Annotated in this window: 17 protein-coding genes; 6 read left to right on the top strand and 11 right to left on the bottom strand. The window is 70.9% G+C overall.

What is annotated here, in order from left to right:
- Nucleotides 1–25: 25 nt before the first annotated feature.
- The 3 genes from KUM03_RS27375 (at nt 26) to KUM03_RS27365 (ending at nt 2,633) form a co-directional block, all read left to right on the top strand.
- Complete coding sequence (locus tag KUM03_RS27375) at nt 26–835, top strand: DUF4097 family beta strand repeat-containing protein (protein ID WP_217252344.1); 810 nt, start codon at nt 26–28, stop codon at nt 833–835.
- 71 nt (nt 836–906) lie between these two features.
- Nucleotides 907–2,313 (top strand): hypothetical protein, encoded by a 1,407-nt coding sequence (locus tag KUM03_RS27370; RefSeq protein ID WP_217252342.1) that lies wholly within the window; start codon nt 907–909, stop codon nt 2,311–2,313.
- 95 nt (nt 2,314–2,408) lie between these two features.
- Entirely contained in the window at nt 2,409–2,633 is a 225-nt protein-coding gene (locus KUM03_RS27365; RefSeq protein ID WP_073723898.1) for a zinc ribbon domain-containing protein, read from the top strand.
- Nucleotides 2,634–2,663: 30 nt separating this feature from the next.
- On the opposite strand, the gene KUM03_RS27360 is transcribed toward KUM03_RS27365, so the two are convergent.
- Together KUM03_RS27360 and KUM03_RS27355 are read right to left on the bottom strand one after the other, a co-directional pair.
- Nucleotides 2,664–3,308, bottom strand: coding sequence for a response regulator transcription factor (locus KUM03_RS27360; protein ID WP_217252339.1), 645 nt, complete (start codon nt 3,306–3,308; stop codon nt 2,664–2,666).
- The gene (locus KUM03_RS27355; RefSeq protein WP_217252337.1) at nt 3,299–4,441 is read right to left on the bottom strand and encodes a sensor histidine kinase; all 1,143 of its coding nucleotides are present in this window, start codon (nt 4,439–4,441) and stop codon (nt 3,299–3,301) included. Before KUM03_RS27355 ends, KUM03_RS27360 begins: the two co-directional genes overlap by 10 nt.
- 132 nt (nt 4,442–4,573) lie before the next feature.
- On the opposite strand from KUM03_RS27355, the gene KUM03_RS27350 reads away from it, so the two are divergent.
- Nucleotides 4,574–5,404: a DedA family protein gene (locus KUM03_RS27350; RefSeq protein WP_217252335.1), complete on the top strand. Its 831-nt coding sequence runs from the start codon at nt 4,574–4,576 to the stop codon at nt 5,402–5,404.
- Here the strand turns inward: KUM03_RS27350 and KUM03_RS27345 are convergent.
- The 3 genes from KUM03_RS27345 to KUM03_RS27335 are packed head-to-tail and all read right to left on the bottom strand — an operon-like array spanning nt 5,322 to nt 10,047.
- Nucleotides 5,322–6,134 carry an HAD family hydrolase gene (locus KUM03_RS27345; protein ID WP_217252332.1) on the bottom strand — a complete coding sequence of 271 codons (813 nt, stop codon included), beginning with the start codon at nt 6,132–6,134 and terminating at the stop codon, nt 5,322–5,324. The two genes, KUM03_RS27350 and KUM03_RS27345, sit on opposite strands and share 83 nt — an antisense overlap.
- The gene (locus tag KUM03_RS27340; protein WP_374225396.1) at nt 6,134–8,833 is read right to left on the bottom strand and encodes a phosphoribosyltransferase; all 2,700 of its coding nucleotides are present in this window, start codon (nt 8,831–8,833) and stop codon (nt 6,134–6,136) included. The genes KUM03_RS27345 and KUM03_RS27340 overlap by 1 nt, the downstream gene beginning before the upstream one ends.
- 47 nt (nt 8,834–8,880) lie before the next feature.
- Entirely contained in the window at nt 8,881–10,047 is a 1,167-nt protein-coding gene (locus KUM03_RS27335) for an HpcH/HpaI aldolase/citrate lyase family protein (protein ID WP_217252331.1), read from the bottom strand.
- A gap of 208 nt (nt 10,048–10,255) precedes the next feature.
- On the opposite strand from KUM03_RS27335, the gene KUM03_RS27330 reads away from it, so the two are divergent.
- Entirely contained in the window at nt 10,256–11,218 is a 963-nt protein-coding gene (locus KUM03_RS27330; protein ID WP_217252330.1) for a TerD family protein, read from the top strand.
- A 94-nt stretch (nt 11,219–11,312) separates the two neighbouring features.
- Here KUM03_RS27330 and KUM03_RS27325 read toward each other — a convergent pair whose 3' ends face one another.
- From KUM03_RS27325 to KUM03_RS27300, 6 genes are all read right to left on the bottom strand, one after another.
- Nucleotides 11,313–12,050 (bottom strand): Tellurium resistance, encoded by a 738-nt coding sequence (locus tag KUM03_RS27325; RefSeq protein WP_217252328.1) that lies wholly within the window; start codon nt 12,048–12,050, stop codon nt 11,313–11,315.
- A 164-nt stretch (nt 12,051–12,214) separates the two neighbouring features.
- Nucleotides 12,215–13,357 (bottom strand): DUF475 domain-containing protein, encoded by a 1,143-nt coding sequence (locus KUM03_RS27320; RefSeq protein ID WP_031020227.1) that lies wholly within the window; start codon nt 13,355–13,357, stop codon nt 12,215–12,217.
- Between the two features lie 49 nt (nt 13,358–13,406).
- Nucleotides 13,407–13,982: a TerD family protein gene (locus KUM03_RS27315; protein ID WP_217252326.1), complete on the bottom strand. Its 576-nt coding sequence runs from the start codon at nt 13,980–13,982 to the stop codon at nt 13,407–13,409.
- Between the two features lie 111 nt (nt 13,983–14,093).
- Nucleotides 14,094–14,669, bottom strand: a complete 576-nt coding sequence (locus tag KUM03_RS27310; protein WP_053130137.1) for a calcium homeostasis/redox stress adaptation protein — start codon at nt 14,667–14,669, stop codon at nt 14,094–14,096.
- A gap of 155 nt (nt 14,670–14,824) precedes the next feature.
- On the bottom strand, nt 14,825–15,283 hold the full coding sequence (locus tag KUM03_RS27305) for a peroxiredoxin (protein ID WP_217252324.1): 459 nt from the start codon (nt 15,281–15,283) through the stop codon (nt 14,825–14,827).
- A gap of 135 nt (nt 15,284–15,418) precedes the next feature.
- Nucleotides 15,419–15,856 (bottom strand): DUF3052 domain-containing protein, encoded by a 438-nt coding sequence (locus KUM03_RS27300; protein WP_217252321.1) that lies wholly within the window; start codon nt 15,854–15,856, stop codon nt 15,419–15,421.
- Between the two features lie 412 nt (nt 15,857–16,268).
- Between KUM03_RS27300 and aceE the strand changes: the two genes are divergently transcribed.
- The gene (gene aceE / locus KUM03_RS27295; RefSeq protein WP_217252319.1) at nt 16,269–19,025 is read left to right on the top strand and encodes a pyruvate dehydrogenase (acetyl-transferring), homodimeric type; all 2,757 of its coding nucleotides are present in this window, start codon (nt 16,269–16,271) and stop codon (nt 19,023–19,025) included.
- Nucleotides 19,026–19,204 lie beyond the last annotated feature (179 nt).

Raw genomic sequence — 19,204 nt, 5'->3', positions numbered from 1 at the left:
GTCGTCCGTCCTTGGGGGAACCGTCATGTCCCGCCGTATCCTTCCGGCCCGCGCGTCCGCCCACGCGTCCGCCCGCGCGTCGGTCCGCGCACTCGCCGCCGCCGGTACCGTCGCCGTCCTCGTCGCGGGCCTCAGTGCCTGCACCTCCGCGGAGGACGACAAGGACCCCGACCACCGGACCTTCTCCTTCCGGGGCGACACCCTCACCATCGACGCCGACGACTCCGGCCTGGAGGTCGTCGCCGCCGACGGCAATGCCGCCGGCAAGGTCGAGGTGACGCGGTGGTTCCAGGGCTCGGTCGTCCTCGGTTCCGACCCCGAGGTCACCTGGACCATGGAGGACGGCAACCGGCTGAAGTTGCGCACGCACTGCTCCGGCGTGGTCGCCGACTGTGCCGGCAAGCACCGCGTGGAGGTGCCGCGTGGCATCGCCGTCAAGGTGGAGACCGACGACGGCAGCGTGCGGGCGCAGGGCTTCCGGGACGCGCTGGAGATCCGTACGGCGGACGGGTCCGTCCGCGTCAGCGACACCACCGGGCCGCTGGAACTGCACAGCGACGACGGATCGCTGCGCGCGGACGTCTCCTCGCGCCGCATCGAGGCGTCCACCAAGGACGGCTCGGTCCGCCTCGATCTGCGCGACGTCCCGGACCTGGTGGAGACCCGCAGCGACGACGGCTCCGTGAGCGTCGCCCTGCCCCGCGACACGTACAAGGTGTCCGCCGAGAGCGACGACGGTTCGGTCGACGTGTCCGTGCCCCGGGACGACACCAGCGCCCACGTGGTGAACGCGCGGACCCAGGACGGCAAAGTCACGGTCCGAACCGCGAACTGACCGGCCCGTGTGTTCGTCCCTAACGGGTGGGAGAATGAACCCGGGCAGGACGGACGACACGGGAGAGGGATGTGACGGCGACACCATCGCAGCCGGACTCGCCGATGGTGCCGCGCGCGCGGCGCCTGCCTCACCACTCCATCCGCCGCCGCACGCCCGGCGCGGTCCGTGACGTGCTCACCCTCGTGGGCCTGCCGGTCCTCGTCGCGCTCGCGCTTCCCGCCGCGTTCACCGGAGGCGGCACGCGCCGCTGGTTCGGCGGGCGGGCCGAGAGCCAGCGGGCCGAGGCACAGGCCGCGAAGGACGACGCCGCGGCGGCCTTCTACGAGCTGGACACCGCGCAGCGGGACCTGCGGATCTCGGTGGAGACGATCGCGGCCGTCGACTCCTCCGCCGCCGCCCGGCGCGCGGTCGGCGACTTCGAGGCGCTCGGCCGGCGCATCGACGAGGTCAGCCACCAGTACATCAACGCCGTCGACGCCCACGACCTGGACCGGGACGACCTGGAGGCGTCGGCCGCCTCCCGCGCCCGCACCGAACTGACCGCCGCCAAGACCGAGCTCGGCCGCGTCAAACAGGAGCTGGACCGCTTCGCCCAAGGACTCGGCCCCCTGCTCGGCAAGGCCGAGACCCAGCTGGCCCGGCTGGCGCCCGCCGTCGAGCGGGCCCGGCAGGCGCTGCTCGCCGCCTCCAACGCCCTGGACACGGCACGCGAGTCCCGGCTGAACGCGGACGACCTCGCCGCCCGGCTCGCCGCCCTCGGCCCGGAGCTGACCCGGCTGAACCAGGGCGCCGGACAGCACGGCGTGCCCCAGACCCTGGAGCGGGCCGAGCGGGTCACCCGGGAGGCCGAGTCGGTCCGCGCGGAAGCCGAGCGGCTGCCCGAACGCGCCGCCGAGATCGGCCACCGGCTGGTCTCCCTGCGCACCCGCGCCCAGGCCCTGACCACCCGCACCGAGCAGGTCGAACCGGTACTGAGCGAGCTGCGACGCCGATTCACCGCCGCCTGCTGGCAGGACCTCCAGCAGGTGCCCGACCAGGCCGCCGAGTCGGTCCGGCAGGCCGAACGGAAACTGGCCGAGGCCCAGAGTGCCCGCGACGAACAGCGCTGGCCGGACGCCACCGCCCTGTTGTCGACGGTACGGGCACTGCTGAACGCGACCGACGAGGCCGTCTCGGCCGCCGGCGACCGCCTGCGGCAGCTGAACGCCGTGCAGAAGGACCCCCAGCAGGAGATCGAGCGCACCCGTTTCGCCATCCGGGACGCCCAGCGCCTGGCCATGGCCGGCCGCAACACGCCGGACCCCCGCCATGCGCGGCCGCTGGACGACGCGGTGGCGCGGCTGGAACGGGCGATCACCACGCTGGAGGGCCGGCACCCCGACTACTGGCACTTCCTCACGGAGACTGAGGAGGTCCGGCAGACGGTGGCCCATGTGGTCTCCCAGATCCGTGAGGAGCGCGGCGCCGGTCACTGATCACCGACCGGCCGCCGGTGAAGGTGCACGTCTCCCCCCGACCGGATTCGGCTTCACCCGCCGACGCCGGCCGTCCCGCCGGTTAACCTGTGCCCATGCCTCGCTACGAGTACCGCTGCCGGAGCTGCGGCGACACCTTCGAACTGAGCCGCCCCATGGCCGAGTCCTCCGCTCCCGCCGCCTGCCCGGCCGGCCACGACGACACGGTGAAGCTGCTGTCGACGGTCGCGGTCGGCGGCTCCTCCACCGGCTCCGCTCCCGCTCCCGCGCCGGGCGGCGGAGGCGGTGGCGGCTGCTGCGGCGGAGGCTGCTGCGGCTGACCGCCCGGCTTCGGCTCCCGTCGGCCTCCTTCAGCTGCCCAGGTAGCGCAGCACGGCCAGCACTCTGCGTGAATAGCCCTCCCCTCCGGTCAGTTCCAGCTTGTCGAAGATCGCGTTGGTGTGTTTCTCCACCGCGCTCTGCGAGATGTGCAGCCGCCGCGCGATCGCCGCGTTGGTGTGCCCCTGCGCCATCTCGGCCAGCACGTCCCGCTCCCGCGCGGTGAGCCGGGCGAGCAGGTCGGTGTGGGTGGTGCGGCCGAGCAGCTGCCGGACGACCTCCGGGTCGAAGGCCGCGCGTCCGCCGGCCACCCGCTCCAGCGCGTCCAGGAACTCGTCGATCTGGACCACCCGGTCCTTCAGCAGATACCCCACGCCTTCGGTGTCACCGGTCAGCAGCTCCGTCGCGTACCGCTTCTCGACGTACTGGGAGAGCACCAGGACCCCGACCTCGGGCCAGCGCTCGCGTATCTCCAGCGCGGCGCGCAGGCCCTCGTCCGTGTGCGTGGGCGGCATCCGGACATCGGCGACGACCACGTCCGGCGGGTCCTCGGCGACCGCCTTCAGCAGCAGCTCGGCGTTGCCCACGGCCGCGAGCACCTCGTGCCCCTCCTCCGTCAGCAGCCGCACCAGCCCCTCCCTCAGCAGGGTCGAGTCCTCGGCGAGGATCAACCGCATGGCAGCTCCGCGGTCACGAGGGTGGGCCCGCCCGGCGGGCTGACCACGCTGAGGCTGCCGTCGAGGGCCGCGACACGTCGGGCGAGCCCGAACAGTCCGCTGCCGGCGGCGTTCGCCCCGCCGCGGCCGTCGTCCTGGACGCTCACGTACATCCGTTGCTCCTCAGCTCTGACAGCGACGCTTATCCGGGTGGGCGCCGCGTGCTTGACGGCGTTCGTGACAGCCTCGCAGACGACGAAGTAGGCGACGGTCGCCACGGCCTGCTCGGGCTCCTCGGCCACGTCGTACTCCACTCCCACCGGCACGGACGCCCGCTCGGCGACCGTCTCCAGGGCCGCGCGCAGACCCGCCTCGTCCAGCGTGGTCGGGTAGATCCGCCAGGCCACCTCGCGCAGCTCGTCCAGGGCGCGGCGGCTCTCTTCGTGAGCCTGGCCCAGAAGCCGGTCCCGCCGGTCGGCGTCCTGGCTGCGGCGGGCACGGCCGAGCAGCATGCCGAGGGCGACGAGGCGCTGCTGCACGCCGTCGTGCAGGTCACGCTCGATGCGGCGCCGTTCGTCGTTCACCGCGTCGACCACGGCGGCGCGGCTGGCGGACAGCTCGGCGATGCGCCGCTCCAGCTCCTCCTGGTGGCGGGGGCCGAGGAAGTGGCGCGCCAGCTGCCCCTCCAATCCCACCACGCCGAATATTCCCTGCACGGCGAGGAACACGAGGAAGAAGCCGCCCAGACTGCCGAGGACGAACGAACCGGGGTTGCGTATGCCGTCCAGCAGGAGCCAGCCGTACATCCCGAAGGTGCCGTACCCGAGGCCGATCGCGGCCGTCAGCATCACCACGCCGCCCAGGACGCCCAGGGCCCAGTGGCAGGCCACGTACCGCAGGGCCCGCACGTCCTCGTGCGCGGGCGTGATGCGGAGGTCCAGCCACATCGCCAGCCGGGCCCGCTCCAGGCCCGCCAGTGTCCGCGCGCCCGCGAGGACCGGACGCAGGACGGCACGGCGGGCGGTGGGCCAGGCCGCCACCGGCAGGAGTACCGCGCCGGCCAGCAGGGCGAAGAGCAGCTCGACGGCGGCCGTGGCGGTCCCCATGATCAGGCCCACCCCGCACCGCACTGCACGTCGCGCCATGTTTCGCATGATCGCGAGGCTAGCCGGGCGCCGGCACGGCGCACACTGCGGAAAACCGCAATTCCCGCCTGCGGTACACCGCACACGATCGTGCGGTCTTCCTCAGGGTCCCTTCAGCCTCGATTTTCTAGCGTGGTCGGCATGACAGCCATCGCAGCGCAGACGGCCGCGGACAGCGGTGCCGCACCGCAGTGGATCAACGACCTCATGGACGCGCTCGGCGCACCGGGCGCCGGCCTGGCCATCGCTCTGGAGAACCTCTTTCCTCCCCTGCCGAGCGAAGTGATCCTTCCCCTCGCCGGGTTCGCGGCGAGCTCCGGCCGGATGAACCTGATCGCCGTCCTGCTGTGGACGACGGCCGGTTCGGTCATCGGCGCGCTCGCTCTGTACGGGGTCGGCGCCCTGCTCGGCCGGGACCGCACGGTGGCGATAGCGGGCAAGCTGCCGCTGGTGAAGGTGTCGGACATAGAGAAGACGGAGGCGTGGTTCCAGAAGCACGGGACCAAGGCGGTCTTCTTCGGTCGGATGATCCCCATCTTCCGGAGCCTGATCTCCGTGCCGGCGGGTGTGGAGAGGATGCGGCTGCCCGTCTTCCTCGCTCTGACCACGCTGGGCAGCGCGATCTGGAACACGGTGTTCGTGCTCGCGGGCTACGCGCTGGGGGACAACTGGTCCGAGGTCTCGGGCATCGCCTCCACCTATTCGAAGGTGATCCTCGCCCTGGCCGCCCTGGCGTTGCTGGTCTTCATCGGCATGCGTCTGCTGCGGCCCGGCGGCGGACAGCGCAGGCGGGGCCGCGGACGCGACGGAGGACAGGAGATACGTCCGTCGGCCGATGACGACGGCCACCCCGGCACCGGGGGCGGTGCCGGGGGCCGTGGCGGCGGGGTCAGCGAGCCGGATTCGCCGCGCGGAGGAACTCCCGGAGAATCCGCTCACCGGCCAGCACGCCGCGCTCGGGCAAGGCGCTGATCTCCGGAGCCGTCCAGTCGGAGTCGGCCAGCTCGCCGTGGCCGGGGCGCCACCCCCGGTCGGCGGCGAGCAGCAGGTCGGCGTCGAGGAGGGAGTCGCCGGCGGCGAGGGTGAGGTCGGCGCCGGTGCGGCGGGCGACCTCGCGCACGGCGGCGCTCTTGGTGAGCGGCTTGGGGACGGCGTAGATCTTCCGGCCTTGGAGGGACACGGTCCAGCCCCGGTTCTCGGCCCACACGGCGAGTTCCTTCACCCAGTCCTCGGGCAGCAGCTCGCGCTCGACCACGAGGTAGGCGAAGAGGTCTTCGGCGACCCGGTGCTTGCGGACCCACAAGGGGTCGGCGGTGTTCATGAGGTGGTCGCGGATCTCGGCCAGCGATGCGCATTCGTCGGCCAGCCGTGCGGTCACCCGCGCGTGCCAGTCGGGGTCGGAGACGCCGTCCACCAGCAGGTGGCCGCCGTTGGCGCAGATCGCGTACCGGGCGGGCGGGCCGGGGAGGTTGATGCGCTGGTACTGCGCGCGGGTGCGGGTGGTCGTCGGTACGAAGACCGCCGTGTCGCCGAGTTCGGCCAGCAGTCCGGCGGCCGTCTCGGTCATGTAGGAGAGGGGTCTGCTCTGGTAGACCTCGACGCACAGCAGCCGGGGTGCCCGCAGGTCGGGCATGGTCAGCCCGAGCGCGGCGGCGGAGTAGATGAGCGTGCGATCGAGGTCGCTCGCGACGAGCACCGGCATCAGAGCGCCACCGCCTTGCCGTCGGCGCCGGTCGCGCCCCGCGTGTACTTGGGGTGGATCAGACCGACGCAGGTGTAGGGGAGGCCGGCGACCTCCTCGACGGGTACGCCCCGCTGCTCCGCCAGGAGGCGTACATGGTCGAGGTCGGCGCCGGCGCCGGCTCGGGCGAGCACCTTCCACGGGACTCGGCGCAGCATGACGCGGGTGGTCTCGCCGACGCCGGGCTTGACGAGGTTGACGTCGTGGATGCCGTACTCCTCGCTGATGCGCTCGACGGCGGTCCAGCCCTCCCAGGTGGGGCTGCGGTCGGCGGACAGGAGGTCCTTGACCTGGGCGTCGACCGTGTCGGCGACGTCCGGGAAGCGGGCGGTGACGGCGTCGAGGAAGGCCGTCGACAGGTCGGCGCCGGCGAGTTCGCGGTAGAACTTCGCGCCGTGGAAGTCGTGCGGGCCGACGAGATCGGCGCGGAGCACGGTGCGGGATATCAGGCCGGAGACTGTGGAGTTGAGGCAGGCGGAGGGGATGAGGAAGTCGTCCCGGGTGCCGTAGGTGCGTACGCAGGAACCGGGATCGGCCAGCACGGCGATCTCGGGGTCGAAGCCGGTGATGCCGTCGCTGGACTCGAAGTCGCGCAGGGCGGCGGCGAGTTCACGGGTGATGGCGCCCTTGCCGGTCCAGCCGTCGACGAAGACGACGTCGGCGGGGTCGTGGCGGTCGGCCAGCCAGCGCAGTGCGTTGGCGTCGATACCGCGGCCCCGGACGATCGACACCGCGTAGTGAGGGAGGTCGAGACCATGGCGGTACTGCGCCCAGCGGCGCATCAGGATTCCGACGGGTGTGCCCGCGCGGGCGAGGGACACCAGGACGGGGCGGGGGGACCGCTCCGTGAGCACGATCTCGGTGACGGCGCCGACGGCGCGGGCCAGGCGGGCGGCGGACGTCGCCAGCGCCGCGTGGAACAGTTCCTGGTACTGCTCGCTGGGCTGGTACTCCACCGGCAGCGACTCGGCGTAGTGGGCGCCGCCGCTCTGGATGGCCTCCTCGCGCTCCTCGGTCGGAGCTTCCAGCGTCACGTCCGAGAGGTCCTGGAGCAGCCAGCCCACCTCGTCGGGGGCGTACGAGGAGAAGTCGGGGCCGCGCAGGGGCTCGGGCAGCATGGGGGGCCTTTCGGGGGCGTGCGAGGCATGCGGGGCTTGCGGGACGTACGACGGGACCACAGCCAGCAGGACGTGCGGGGAGTGGGCGGTGAGCCGGGCCAGCAGTCCGTCGGGCGCGTGGAGTGCGGGGGTGTCGGCGGCCGAGTCGACGACGGCGACGGCGGCGTCGAAGCCGGCGCCCGCGACGTTGTAGGCGTAGCGCTCGCCGGGACCGTCGGCCGGATCGTCGTGCGCGGGGAAGACCAGGCGGGTGCGTATCGCGTAGCCGGGGTCGTCCACCGCGAGGACGGGAGAGCGGGTGGTGGTCGAGTAGCGCACGTCGGCATCGACCGTGTGCTCGAGCTCGCGGGCCAGGCGCAGTGGGGCGTACATCAGCTCTTCGAAGCCGAGGACGAGCACGCGCCGGGCGCCGCTGGGCAGCGCTTCGGCGATCCGGCCGGCCATGCCGGGCAGCGCCGCCTCCAGCCGCTCCCGGTGAGCCGGCGTGAACCCGTGCCGTCCGCCGTCCGGTACGCCCGCGGGCCAGTGCAGGTCGACGCGCGCGACGGTCCCCGCGGCGGACGTGGGAGCCGGGGCGGGCGTTTCCGGCCCGGCGGCGCCCTGTGCGGAGGCTCCCGCACGGATCGGGGCGGGTACGGTGGCGCCGGCGCCGGTGCCGGTGCCGGTGCCGGTGGCGGTGGCGGTCACACCGTCGCGGGAGGTTTGCGCGAGCCCGGGTTTCTCGGCGGCCCGGCTTTCGCCGGCGGGCCCGGCGGCGAGTGCCTCGTACCGGGCGACCAGTTCCTGCCCCTTCCGGAGGACGTCGTCCGGCAGCCGGACCGTGCCGGAGGCGGCCGTCACCAGGTCCACGCGGGCGCCGATCTCCCGGGCGAAATCCTCGAGCCGGCCCGCGTCGGCGGGCGAGCGCATGTCGACCAGGGCCACGACGACGTACCGCTTGCGCGGGTAGCGCTCGTGCAGGGCGCGGACGGTGTTGAGGACCGTGTTGCCGGTGGAGAACTCGTCGTCGACGAGGACCAGCGGCCCGTCCCCGGCGAGCAGCGCCGGGTCCTCGGGCAGCAGTAGGTGGGAGGTCGCGTGCGAGTGGGATTCCTCGAAGCCGCCCGCACGGGCGACGCCGGCGACCGGGCGGCGGGTGGAGTGCAGGTACGGGGCGGTGCCGAGGCCGTCGGCGACCGAGTGGCCGAGGCCGGTGGCGGTCTCCGCGTAGCCGAGGACGACGGCGCGGTCGGCGGCCTCGGCACCGAGCAGGTCGCGGACGCGGCGGCCGAGGGCGACGCCGTGGCCGTGGACGACGGAGGGCGACTGCGGGACGTGCTTGCCGAGCACGTTGGAGACGAGCAGGTGCGCCCGCTTGGGGTTGCGGCGCAGGGCGAGTCCCAGCAGGGCGGGCAGTGTGTCGTCGCCGGCGAGTTCGACGCCGAGCCGCTCGGCGACCCAGCTGCCGGACCAGACTCCGGCGCGCTCGTCGGCGCGCGCCCTCTCGGTCATGTACTCGTGCCTCCCGTTGTCCACCGCGGTGTGGGCCCTTGCGTCGGTCATGGATTCCTTGCGTTCGGTCGGACGGGGCGTTCGGTCGGACGGGGTGTTCAGTCGGACAGGCCGGCGGCGAGCAGTTCCACGAAGCCGATGTCCTCGTTGGCCACCCCGAAGACCTCGGCGCGCAGCAGTGTCCGCTCGGCCCAGGCACGGTGGGGCTTCACCTCGTTCATCTTGTTGGTGTACGACGACCTCAGTACACCCCCGCCGCAGCGTTCCGGCCGCAGGATGTCCTGGGCGTCGCTGAACTCCTCGTGGCTGACCACGGACAGCGCGTGCACCGGCAGCACGTGCGAGGGGTGGATGCAGGTCTTGCCGAGCAGTCCGTTGGCGCGGTCCAGGGAGATCTCCCGCAACAGGCCGTCCATGGCGTGTTCGATGAGCTTCGATCGCAGTTCCACGGCCTGCACTTCGAGGAAGGGGCTCTGCCTCAGTTGAGGTTTGAACATCCTCTCCTGGACGCGGAAGTACTCCCACACCGGTCCGGTCACGGTGAATCCGGTGCCGTCGGCCCTGGCCAGCATGTTCACGACGTCGGCAATCACGGAGGCGACGATCTGGACGTCGTACGCCGTCATGTCGGGGCCCCTGCGCAGCCCGTAGGAGGAGCAGAAGTCGGTCACGCCGAGGCGCAGGGCGAGCACGCGGTCGCGGTACTTGTCGACCGCGCGGAAGATGCCTTCCAGGGTCTGGACTCGGGTCTCGCGGTACAGCAGGTCGGGCGACTCCAGCACGGGCATGGCGAAGAGCCGGTGCCCGGTGGCGCCCTCGGCGGCGGAGAGGGCCTCCAGGAAGGGCATGCCGCGTGTCTCGGTGAACTTCGGCAGTACGAATCCGGACAGCAGCCGGACCGCCGGGCCGAGGCGCCGTACGAGGTCGGGTATCTGCTCGGGGGTGCGGACCCGGACGAACAGCAGAGGAACGTCGACGTCGGAACGTTTCTCCAGGTCGTTGAGCCGACGGACGAGATTCTCCTCGCCGACCGGCACGTCGGCGTCGTCGATCGAGTCCTCCAGGCACAGCACCATGGACACCACGCCCCGAGCGGCCTGCTTGAGGATGTCCTCGTCGAGTCTGGGCCGGGTGGCCGGGCTGTAGAGCGTCGCGCCCAGGGCCGTGGACAGCAGCCGGGCCGGGGAGTCCGCCGTGAAGGTGCAGGGCTCCTGGTGGAAGAGACGTTTCCGCACTTCAGGGGCGATCTGTCCGAAATGACGCATGAATACTCCCCCGTGGTGTCTGGGCGACCTGTGAACTGTCCAAGGTGGCCGGTAATAGTACGTACGTGACCATGTCGGCGGTTCCCACCGGGCATGAATTCCAGGTAACCCGGCCGTGTCGACGGCGGCGACCCGGGGGTGCGCGGACACGACCCGAGTACCCGCCCCCGCGTTGTCGTGACCAGGACCGAGAAGGCAGGATGACGGCATGACGCACGCGATGCTGAAGGGATCGAACGTCCCGCTGCAAGCCACCACGGTACGCGCCGTGCTGCGCTGGACTCCCGGGCAGGGGGTCCCCGACGTCGACGCCTCCGCACTGCTGCTGGGGCCCGACGACCGTGTGCGTTCCGACGAGGACTTCGTCTTCTACAACCAGCCCCGGCACCCCTCCGGCCAGGTCTGGCGGCTCGGCAAGAAGCGGGTCGCCGAGGGTCTGACCGACACGATCCAGACAGACCTGACGGGGGTCGAGGCCTCGGTGGGCCGGATCCTGCTGGTCGCCTCGGCCGACGGCGTCGCCTTCGACCGGGGCACCTCGCTGCGCATCCTGCTGTACGACGCCACGGTCGGCGACGCGGAGCCGCTGGCCCACTTCGACGTCAAGCCGGAGACGGGCCAGGAGACGGCGCTGATCTGCGGCGAGCTCTACCGGCGCGGGGAGGGCTGGAAGTTCCGGGCGCTGGGCGAGGGGTACTCGAACGGGCTCAGGGGCCTGGCGACCGACTTCGGCATCTCGGTGGACGAGTCGGAAGGGGCGGACGACCCCGTGTCGGCGCTCCGGCCGGAGACGTCCCCGCACACGCCCGCCCAGTCGTCGCCGCCCGTTCCCGCCCAGCCGCCCGCTCCCGCGGCGCCGGCGGTCGGTCCCGAGGAGCCGACGACCGTCCAGCCTCTGCCCCCGGAGGTCTCCCGCCCGCTGCCCCCGGAGCAGCCCGCTGGGGTCCCGGCGCAGCCCGCGTACGGCTACCCGCAGCAGCCGCCGCCGGTTCAGCCCGCCTACGGCTATCCGCAGCCGGCTGCCAGGCCCTCGTACGGGTACCCGCAGGCTCCCGCAGCGGCGGGAGTCACCGGCGCGCAGTCCGGCTACGGTTACCCGCCGCCGGTGTCCGGGACGCCCGACCCGGACTTCCGGCTGCCGCCGCAGGGGCCGCAGTTCGTCGGCCGGTAGGCGGTCCACCTCACCGGTCGCCTCACCGGTCGCCCACCAGGCCCGTTCCGCATCTGGGTCCGGGCGCCGCGGTCCGGGCGCCGCGGCCGGGTTCCTACCGCTCCGCCTTGCTCTTGTGCCCCCGGCCCCACTGCAGTCCCCACCCGTAGAGCCGGTCCAGCTCCCCCTGGAAGCCGTACACGAACTTCACCTCGCGGCGGACGAAGATCTCGTCCTTGACGTTCTCGATCATCACCACTGCGCAGGACCGGGCCTGGGGGTGACGCTCGTCGAGGCCTATCTCGATGCGGGGCCCGTTGCTCGGGTAGAGCGTCACGATGGCGTGGGTGCGGTCGAAGGCCGGCGTCTGGTCGTAGATGTAGGCGAAGAGCAGCAGTCGCTTGATGGCGTCCTTGTGGTCCAGGTTGACGTAGATCGTCTCGCCGGAGGCCGAGCCGAACCGGTCGTCGCCGCTGAGCTTGACGTACGGCGGCCCGTTGACGTCGCCCAGGAAGCCGCCGAGCGGCTGGACGACCCCGCGGGTGCCGTCCTGGAGTTCGTAGAGGCAGCCGAGGTCGAGGTCGACGTTGACCATGCTCTGGCTGTGGCCCACGACCTCGGGGGGCTTGAGTGCCTTGAAGGGGTGGCGCAGCAGGCTCTCGCGCTGGGTGCCCATGATGTCCGAGGTCCGCATCCGCCAGGAGAGGTTGATGCGGAGGTTGCCGGTCGCCGCTCCCTGTCTGGTCAGGGAGACCTGGCTGTGCCGTTTGGTCAGCTGGATGGAGTTGGTCGCCGCGCTGCCCGAGTCGAACTCGGACTCGCGACCGCGCCACAGACCGTCCAAGAAGCCCATTCCCGCCCCCACGTTCACTCGCACCGGCCGCGGACCGCCGACGGGGCGGCCCCGAGGAGTCGTCCTCGTCGGCCGCCCCGTCGAGAGCGTTCCTCACCCGGGCCGTGTTCACACCAGAGGTGCGGGCGCACCGGGGGCGAACCCGGCCCGGGAACAGAAGGGTTTCACACCCCGGAGGAGACCTCCGCCTTCTCCTTGCCGCCTTCTCCCCCGGCCGCGGCGAGCCGCTTGTTGCGGCGCACGGAGGACCAGAAGGAGGCGCCGATGAGGACGACACCGATCATGCCGGTGATGAACTCGTTGATCTCGTACTGGATGGTCACCAGCAGGACGATCGCCAGGGCGCCGATCGCGTAGTGGGCGCCGTGCTCCAGGTAGACGTAGTCGTCGAGGGTGCCCTCGCGGACCAGGTAGACCGTGAGCGAACGGACGTACATGGCGCCGATGCCCAGACCCAGGGCCATCAGGACGATGTCGTTGGTGATGGCGAAGGCGCCGATGACGCCGTCGAAGGAGAACGACGCGTCCAGGACCTCGAGGTAGAGGAACATGAAGAACGCGGCCTTGCCGGCCAGCTTGACGGCCGACTTGGGCTTGCCCGCGCGTTCGGCGGCCTCTTCCGCCTCGTGTTCGCGCTCCTCCTCTTCCTCGAGCTTGTCCTCGAAGAAGCCGGAGAGGCCGCCGACGACCAGGTAGGTGATGAGACCGGCGATGCCGGAGAGTAGGACCGTCTCCGCCTTGTCGGCGTGGGTGCCGCCGTGCTGGTGGGCGTGGGCGCCGAAGGTGATCGCGGAGATCAGCAGCACGATCAGGGCGATGCAGACCGACAGCATGTCGACCTTGCCGAGCTTGGCCAGCGGGCGCTCCAGCCAGCCCAGCCACTTGATGTCCCGGTCCTCGAAGATGAAGTCGAGGAAGATCATCAGGAGGAACATGCCACCGAAGGCGGCGATCGACGGGTGGGCGTCGGTCACCAGCTCCTGGTAGCGGTCCTTGTCGGTGAGGGCGAGGTCGACGGCCTCGATCGGGCCGAGCGACGCGCTGACGGCGACGATGACGACCGGGAAGACCAGGCGCATGCCGAAGACGGCGATCAGGATGCCGATGGTGAGGAAGATCTTCTGCCAGAAGGCATTCATCTTCTTCAGGATCCCGGCGTTGACCACCGCGTTGTCGAAGGACAGCGAGATCTCCAGGATGGACAGGATCGCCACCACTCCGAAGGCGGCCCACCCCCCGTAGAAGATCGCGGCCACCAGGCCGAGCGCGGTGACCGCGAACGACCACCCGAAGGTTTTCAGAACCACTGGCTACCCAATCGTGTTTGTACGGGGCTCCCCCGCGCCGTACGCGGCTTTACGAAACGTTGACTCCGAAGTCTAGGGCGATGCCGCGGAGCCCCGACGCGTACCCCTGCCCGACCGCACGGAACTTCCACTCGCCCTGGTAGCGGTAGAGCTCTCCGAAGATCATCGCGGTCTCGGTGGAGGCGTCCTCGCTGAGGTCGTAGCGGGCGAGTTCCTGGCCGTCGGCCTGGTTGACGACCCGGATGAAGGCGTTGCTCACCTGGCCGAAGGTCTGGCCGCGCTCGTCGGCCATGTGGATCGACACCGGGAAGACGATCTTGTCGCACCGTTCGGGCACCGTCGAGAGGTCGACGATCACCGACTCGTCGTCACCGTCGCCCTCGCCGGTGAGGTTGTCGCCGGTGTGCTCGATGGAGCCGTCCGGGCTCTTGAGCTGGTTGTAGAAGACGAACCACTCGTCGCCGAGCACCCGGCCGCTGCTGCACGCCAGCGCGCTGGCGTCGAGGTCGAAGGGTGCTCCGGTGGTGGAGCGCGCGTCCCAGCCGAGTCCGACCAGTACCTGTGTGAGGTTCGGTGCGGCCTTGGACAGGGAGACGTTGCCTCCCTTGGCAAGCGTGACGCCCATGTTGCTGTCCCTCCCCGGGTGATGGTTCCTGGTGTTCCTGCGCGTCCGGCGCCGCACGCAAACCGTGCGGCGCCGGACGGTCGGGGCGCTGGCCCCGGCGGTTCAGGTCGCTCAGACGTTGACGCCGAAGTCCTGGGCGATGCCGCGCAGGCCCGAGGCGTAGCCCTGGCCGATGGCGCGGAACTTCCACTCGGCGCCGTGCCGGTACAGCTCGCCGAAGACCATGGCGGTCTCCGTGGAGGCGTCCTCACTGAGGTCGTAGCGGGCGATCTCGGCGCCGCCGGCCTGGTTGACGACGCGGATGAACGCGTTGCGGACCTGGCCGAAGGACTGCTGGCGGTTCTCGGCGTCGTAGATCGACACCGGGAAGGTGATCTTCTCGACGTCGGCGGGGACGGTGGCGAGGTCGATCTTGATCTGCTCGTCGTCGCCCTCGCCCTCACCGGTGAGGTTGTCACCGGTGTGCTCGACCGAGCCGTCCGGGCTCTTCAGGTTGTTGAAGAAGATGAAGTGCGCGTCGCTGGCGACCTTGCCGCCGCTGTTCAGCAGCAGCGCGCTGGCGTCGAGGTCGAAGTCGGTACCGGTCGTGGTGCGGATGTCCCACCCCAGACCGACGATGACCGCGGTGAGGCCGGGGGCCTCCTTGGTCAGCGATACGTTGCCGCCCTTGCTGAGGCTGACTCCCACGAGTCCTCCATTGGTGTCCAGGGGCGGGGCGCCCCGTAGTGCGTGGATATCGGATCAACGATCCGATCCTAGTGACGGGTTCCCGCCCCCCGCAGGCCCTGCGGCCGACAAATCACATGGTGTCGGTTCACACCGTGCCGGGCACGGGGCGACGATCACAGGGTGTCGAGCGCCTTCACGTACTCGTCGAGGTCGCGGGCGTCCGGCAGGCCGTTGACGACGGTCCAGCGGACGACGCCCTCCCGGTCGATGATGAAGGTGCCGCGGACGGCGCAGCCCTTGTCCTCGTCGAAGACGCCGTAGTCGCGCGAGACGTTGCCGTGCGGCCAGAAATCGGACAGCAGCGGGTACTCCAGGCCCTCCTGCTCGGCGAAGACGCGCAGGGTGTGGATGGAGTCGTTGGACACGGCGAGCACCTGGGTGTCGCGGTCGGAGAACCGCGGCAGGTTGTCGCGCACCTCGCACAGCTCGCCGGTGCACACGCCGGTGAAGGCGAACGGGTAGAAGAGCAGCACGACGTTCTTGTGCCCGTGGAAGTCGGACAGCCGGACGGTCGCGCCGTGGTTGTCCTTGAGTTCGAAGTCGGGGGCCTTGTCGCCGACCTGGAGCGCCATGTCCTGTTCGTCCCTTCAGAGGGTGGTTCGCTGGAACCACCCTACGCAGGGCCGCGACGCAGGGATCATCGCGGACCGCGGACGGGCCGGCGGCGGCCGGCCCGTCCGGGGTCCGGTGGTGCGGAGCCCGGTCGGCTACCGCTTGGTCTTGGCCGCCTTGGGCGTCGCCAGCCGGCTGCCGCTCCAGTCCTTTCCGACGCTGACGCTCTTGGACGCCGTCAGTCCGGCCGTCGTCGAAGCCTCCGAGATGTCGCTGGCCTCGACGTACCCCGGACGGCCGGTCTTCGGCGTCAGAAGGAGGATCGACCCGCCCTCTTCGATGTACGTGGTGGCATCCACCAGCGCATCCGTCAGGTCGCCGTCGTCGTCACGGAACCACAGCACGACGGCGTCGGCCACGTCCTCGTAGTCCTCGTCCACCAGCTCGCCCTCGACGGCGCCTTCGATGGCCTCGCGGAGCTCCTGGTCGACGTCGTCGTCGTAGCCGATCTCCTGGACCACCTGCCCGGGCTGGAAACCCAGCCTGACGGCAGGGTTCGTCCGCTCCTCCGCGTGGTCCGCGGTCGCGCTCACGGGTTGCCTCCTGATCATGTTCGGTAAATGTCTTCAGCCACGCGCGTGCGCGAAGCTTGGCCGTAGTCCACACGGGCGGGACGGATCGCGCAAGTACCCGGCGACTGGGACCGCCGAAACGGTGACGATCCCGGCCGTGTCGCCGCAACTCCAGCCATGCCGTCCGACCCGAAGGTGACGTACACCACACCTATCTGCCCCGTTTGCGTATTTGGGAACCATGTGTGGGTACGAGACTCGAATGAACGTGCCCCCGATCCCCATGGAGGAACCGGTTACCCCACGGTACAGATGACGTTTGCCCCCGCGAGGTACACGATGGGGATCCCGCGGGGAATCGGCGCAGACACCAGGCAGCATCCGGCATCAGGCAGCATCCGGCAAAGTGGCCCTCTGACAGCGAAGGAACAGCGTGGCTTCCGCATCCGACCGCAGTGATCGCAGTCCGATCATCATTGGCGGCCTTCCGAGTCAGGTTCCTGACTTCGATCCCGAGGAAACGCAGGAGTGGCTCGACTCCCTCGACGCCGCCGTCGACGCGCGCGGCCGGGAGCGGGCCCGCTACCTGATGCTGCGGCTGATCGAGCGGGCCCGCGAGAAGCGCGTGGCCGTGCCCGAGATGCGCAGCACGGACTACGTCAACACCATCCCGACCAAGAGCGAGCCGTTCTTCCCCGGCAACGAGGAGATCGAGCGCAAGATCCTCAACGCCACCCGGTGGAACGCCGCGGTGATGGTCTCGCGCGCGCAGCGGCCCGGCATCGGGGTCGGCGGTCACATCGCCACCTTCGCCTCCTCGGCGTCCCTGTACGACGTGGGCTTCAACCACTTCTTCCGCGGCAAGGACGAGGGCGACGGCGGCGACCAGGTCTTCTTCCAGGGCCACGCCTCGCCGGGCATCTACGCGCGCGCCTACCTGCTGGACCGGCTCAGCGAGCAGCACCTGGACGGCTTCCGGCAGGAGAAGTCCGCGGCGCCGAACGCGCTGTCGTCGTACCCGCACCCTCGCTCGATGCCGGACTTCTGGGAGTTTCCGACGGTCTCGATGGGCCTCGGCCCGATCGGCGCGATCTACCAGGCGCGGATGAACCGCTACATGCACGCGCGCGGGATCGCGGACACGTCGAAGTCGCACGTGTGGGCGTACCTGGGCGACGGCGAGATGGACGAGCCGGAGTCGCTGGGCCAGCTCTCCATCGCCGCCCGCGAGGGCCTGGACAACCTGACCTTCGTGGTCAACTGCAACCTCCAGCGCCTGGACGGCCCGGTGCGCGGCAACGGGAAGATCATCCAGGAGCTGGAGTCGGTCTTCCGGGGCGCCGGCTGGAACGTGATCAAGCTGGTGTGGGACCGCACCTGGGACCCGCTGCTCGCCCAGGACCGCGACGGCGTGCTGGTCAACCGCATGAACACCACCCCGGACGGCCAGTTCCAGACCTACGCCACCGAGTCCGGCGCGTACATCCGCGACCACTTCTTCGGCGACGACCACCGGCTGCGCGCGATGGTCGAGAACATGACCGACGACCAGATCCTGCACCTGGGGCGCGGCGGTCACGACCACCGGAAGATCTACGCGGCGTACAAGGCGGCGCTGGAGCACAAGGGCCAGCCCACCGTCATCCTCGCCAAGACGATCAAGGGCTGGACGCTGGGGCCGAACTTCGAGGGCCGCAACGCCACGCACCAGATGAAGAAGCTGACGGTCGACGACCTCAAGCGCTTCCGCGACCGGCTGCACCTGCCGATCTCCGACAAGGAGCTGGAGTCCGGCCCGCCGCCGTACTACCACCCGGGCCGGGACACGGAGGAGATGCAGTACATGCACGACCGCCGGCTCGGCCTCGGCGGCTACGTGCCGACCCGCGTCGTACGGTCGAAGCCGCTCGCCCTGCCGGACGACAAGACGTACGCGACCGTGAAGAAGGGGTCGGGTCAGCAGTCCATCGCGACGACGATGGCGTTCGTGCGGCTGCTCAAGGACCTCATGCGGGACAAGGAGCTCGGCAAGCGGTTCGTGCTGATCGCGCCGGACGAGTACCGCACGTTCGGCATGGATTCGTTCTTCCCTAGCGCGAAGATCTACAACCCGTTGGGCCAGCAGTACGAGTCCGTGGACCGGGACCTGCTGCTCGCCTACAAGGAGGCGCCGAACGGCCAGATGCTGCACGACGGCATCTCGGAGGCGGGCTGCACTGCCTCGCTGATCGCGGCCGGATCGGCGTACGCCACGCACGGCGAGCCGCTCGTCCCGGTCTACGTCTTCTACTCGATGTTCGGTTTCCAGCGCACCGGTGACCAGTTCTGGCAGATGGGTGACCAGCTGGCGCGCGGTTTCGTACTGGGCGCGACCGCTGGACGTACGACGCTGACCGGTGAGGGTCTGCAGCACGCGGACGGCCACTCCCAGCTGCTCGCCTCCACCAACCCGGCGTGCGTGGCGTACGACCCGGCCTTCGGGTTCGAGATCGCGCACATCGTCAAGGACGGCCTGCGCCGGATGTACGGGGCGGACGAGCAGCACCCGCACGGCGAGGACGTCTTCTACTACCTCACCGTCTACAACGAGCCGATCCAGCACCCGGCCGAGCCGGAGAACGTGGACGTCGAGGGCATCCTCAAGGGCGTCCACCGCTTCAGCGAGGGCACGGGCGGCTCGATCCCGGCGCAGATCATGGCGTCCGGGGTCGCGGTGCCGTGGGCGGTCCAGGCCCAGCGGATCCTCGCCGAGGAGTGGAACGTGCGCGCCGACGTCTGGTCGGCGACCTCCTGGAACGAGCTCCGGCGCGAGGCGGTGGCCTGCGAGGAGCACAACCTGCTGCACCCCGAGGAGGAGCAGCAGGTGCCGTACGTGACGCGGAAGCTGGCCGGCGCGCAGGGGCCGTTCGTGGCCGTCTCGGACTGGATGCGGTCGGTGCCGGACCAGATCGCGCGCTGGGTGCCGGGGACGTACCAGTCGCTGGGCGCGGACGGCTGGGGCTTCGCGGACACGCGCGGGGCGGCCCGGCGGTTCTTCCACATCGACGCGGAGTCGATCGTGGTGGCGGTGCTGAGCGAGCTGGCGCGGGAGGGGAAGGTCGACCGGTCGGTGCTGAAGCAGGCGATCGACCGGTACCGGCTGCTGGACGTGGCGGCGGCCGACCCCGGCGTCGCGGGCGGAGACGCGTAGGCGCGCGGGCCCCCGCAGGCGCGTACTCGGTGGTGTCCGGGGCGGTGGGGTTTCGGCTCCGCCGCCCCGGCCGTCCTTCCGGCCTGCGCACGACGCGGGCAGGCGAGCGTGGAAAGGGTCGGGGCACGGGCGGCGGACGAGCTTGACAACGGCGAGGGTCGCGCGATCCGGCCCGGTCC

Source organism: Streptomyces sp. AC602_WCS936 (assembly GCF_019049125.1).
In the GTDB taxonomy this organism is placed as follows: Bacteria; Actinomycetota; Actinomycetes; order Streptomycetales; family Streptomycetaceae; genus Streptomyces.
Note: the sequence above shows the minus strand (reverse complement) of the source record. Positions and strands in the feature narration are given on the sequence as shown.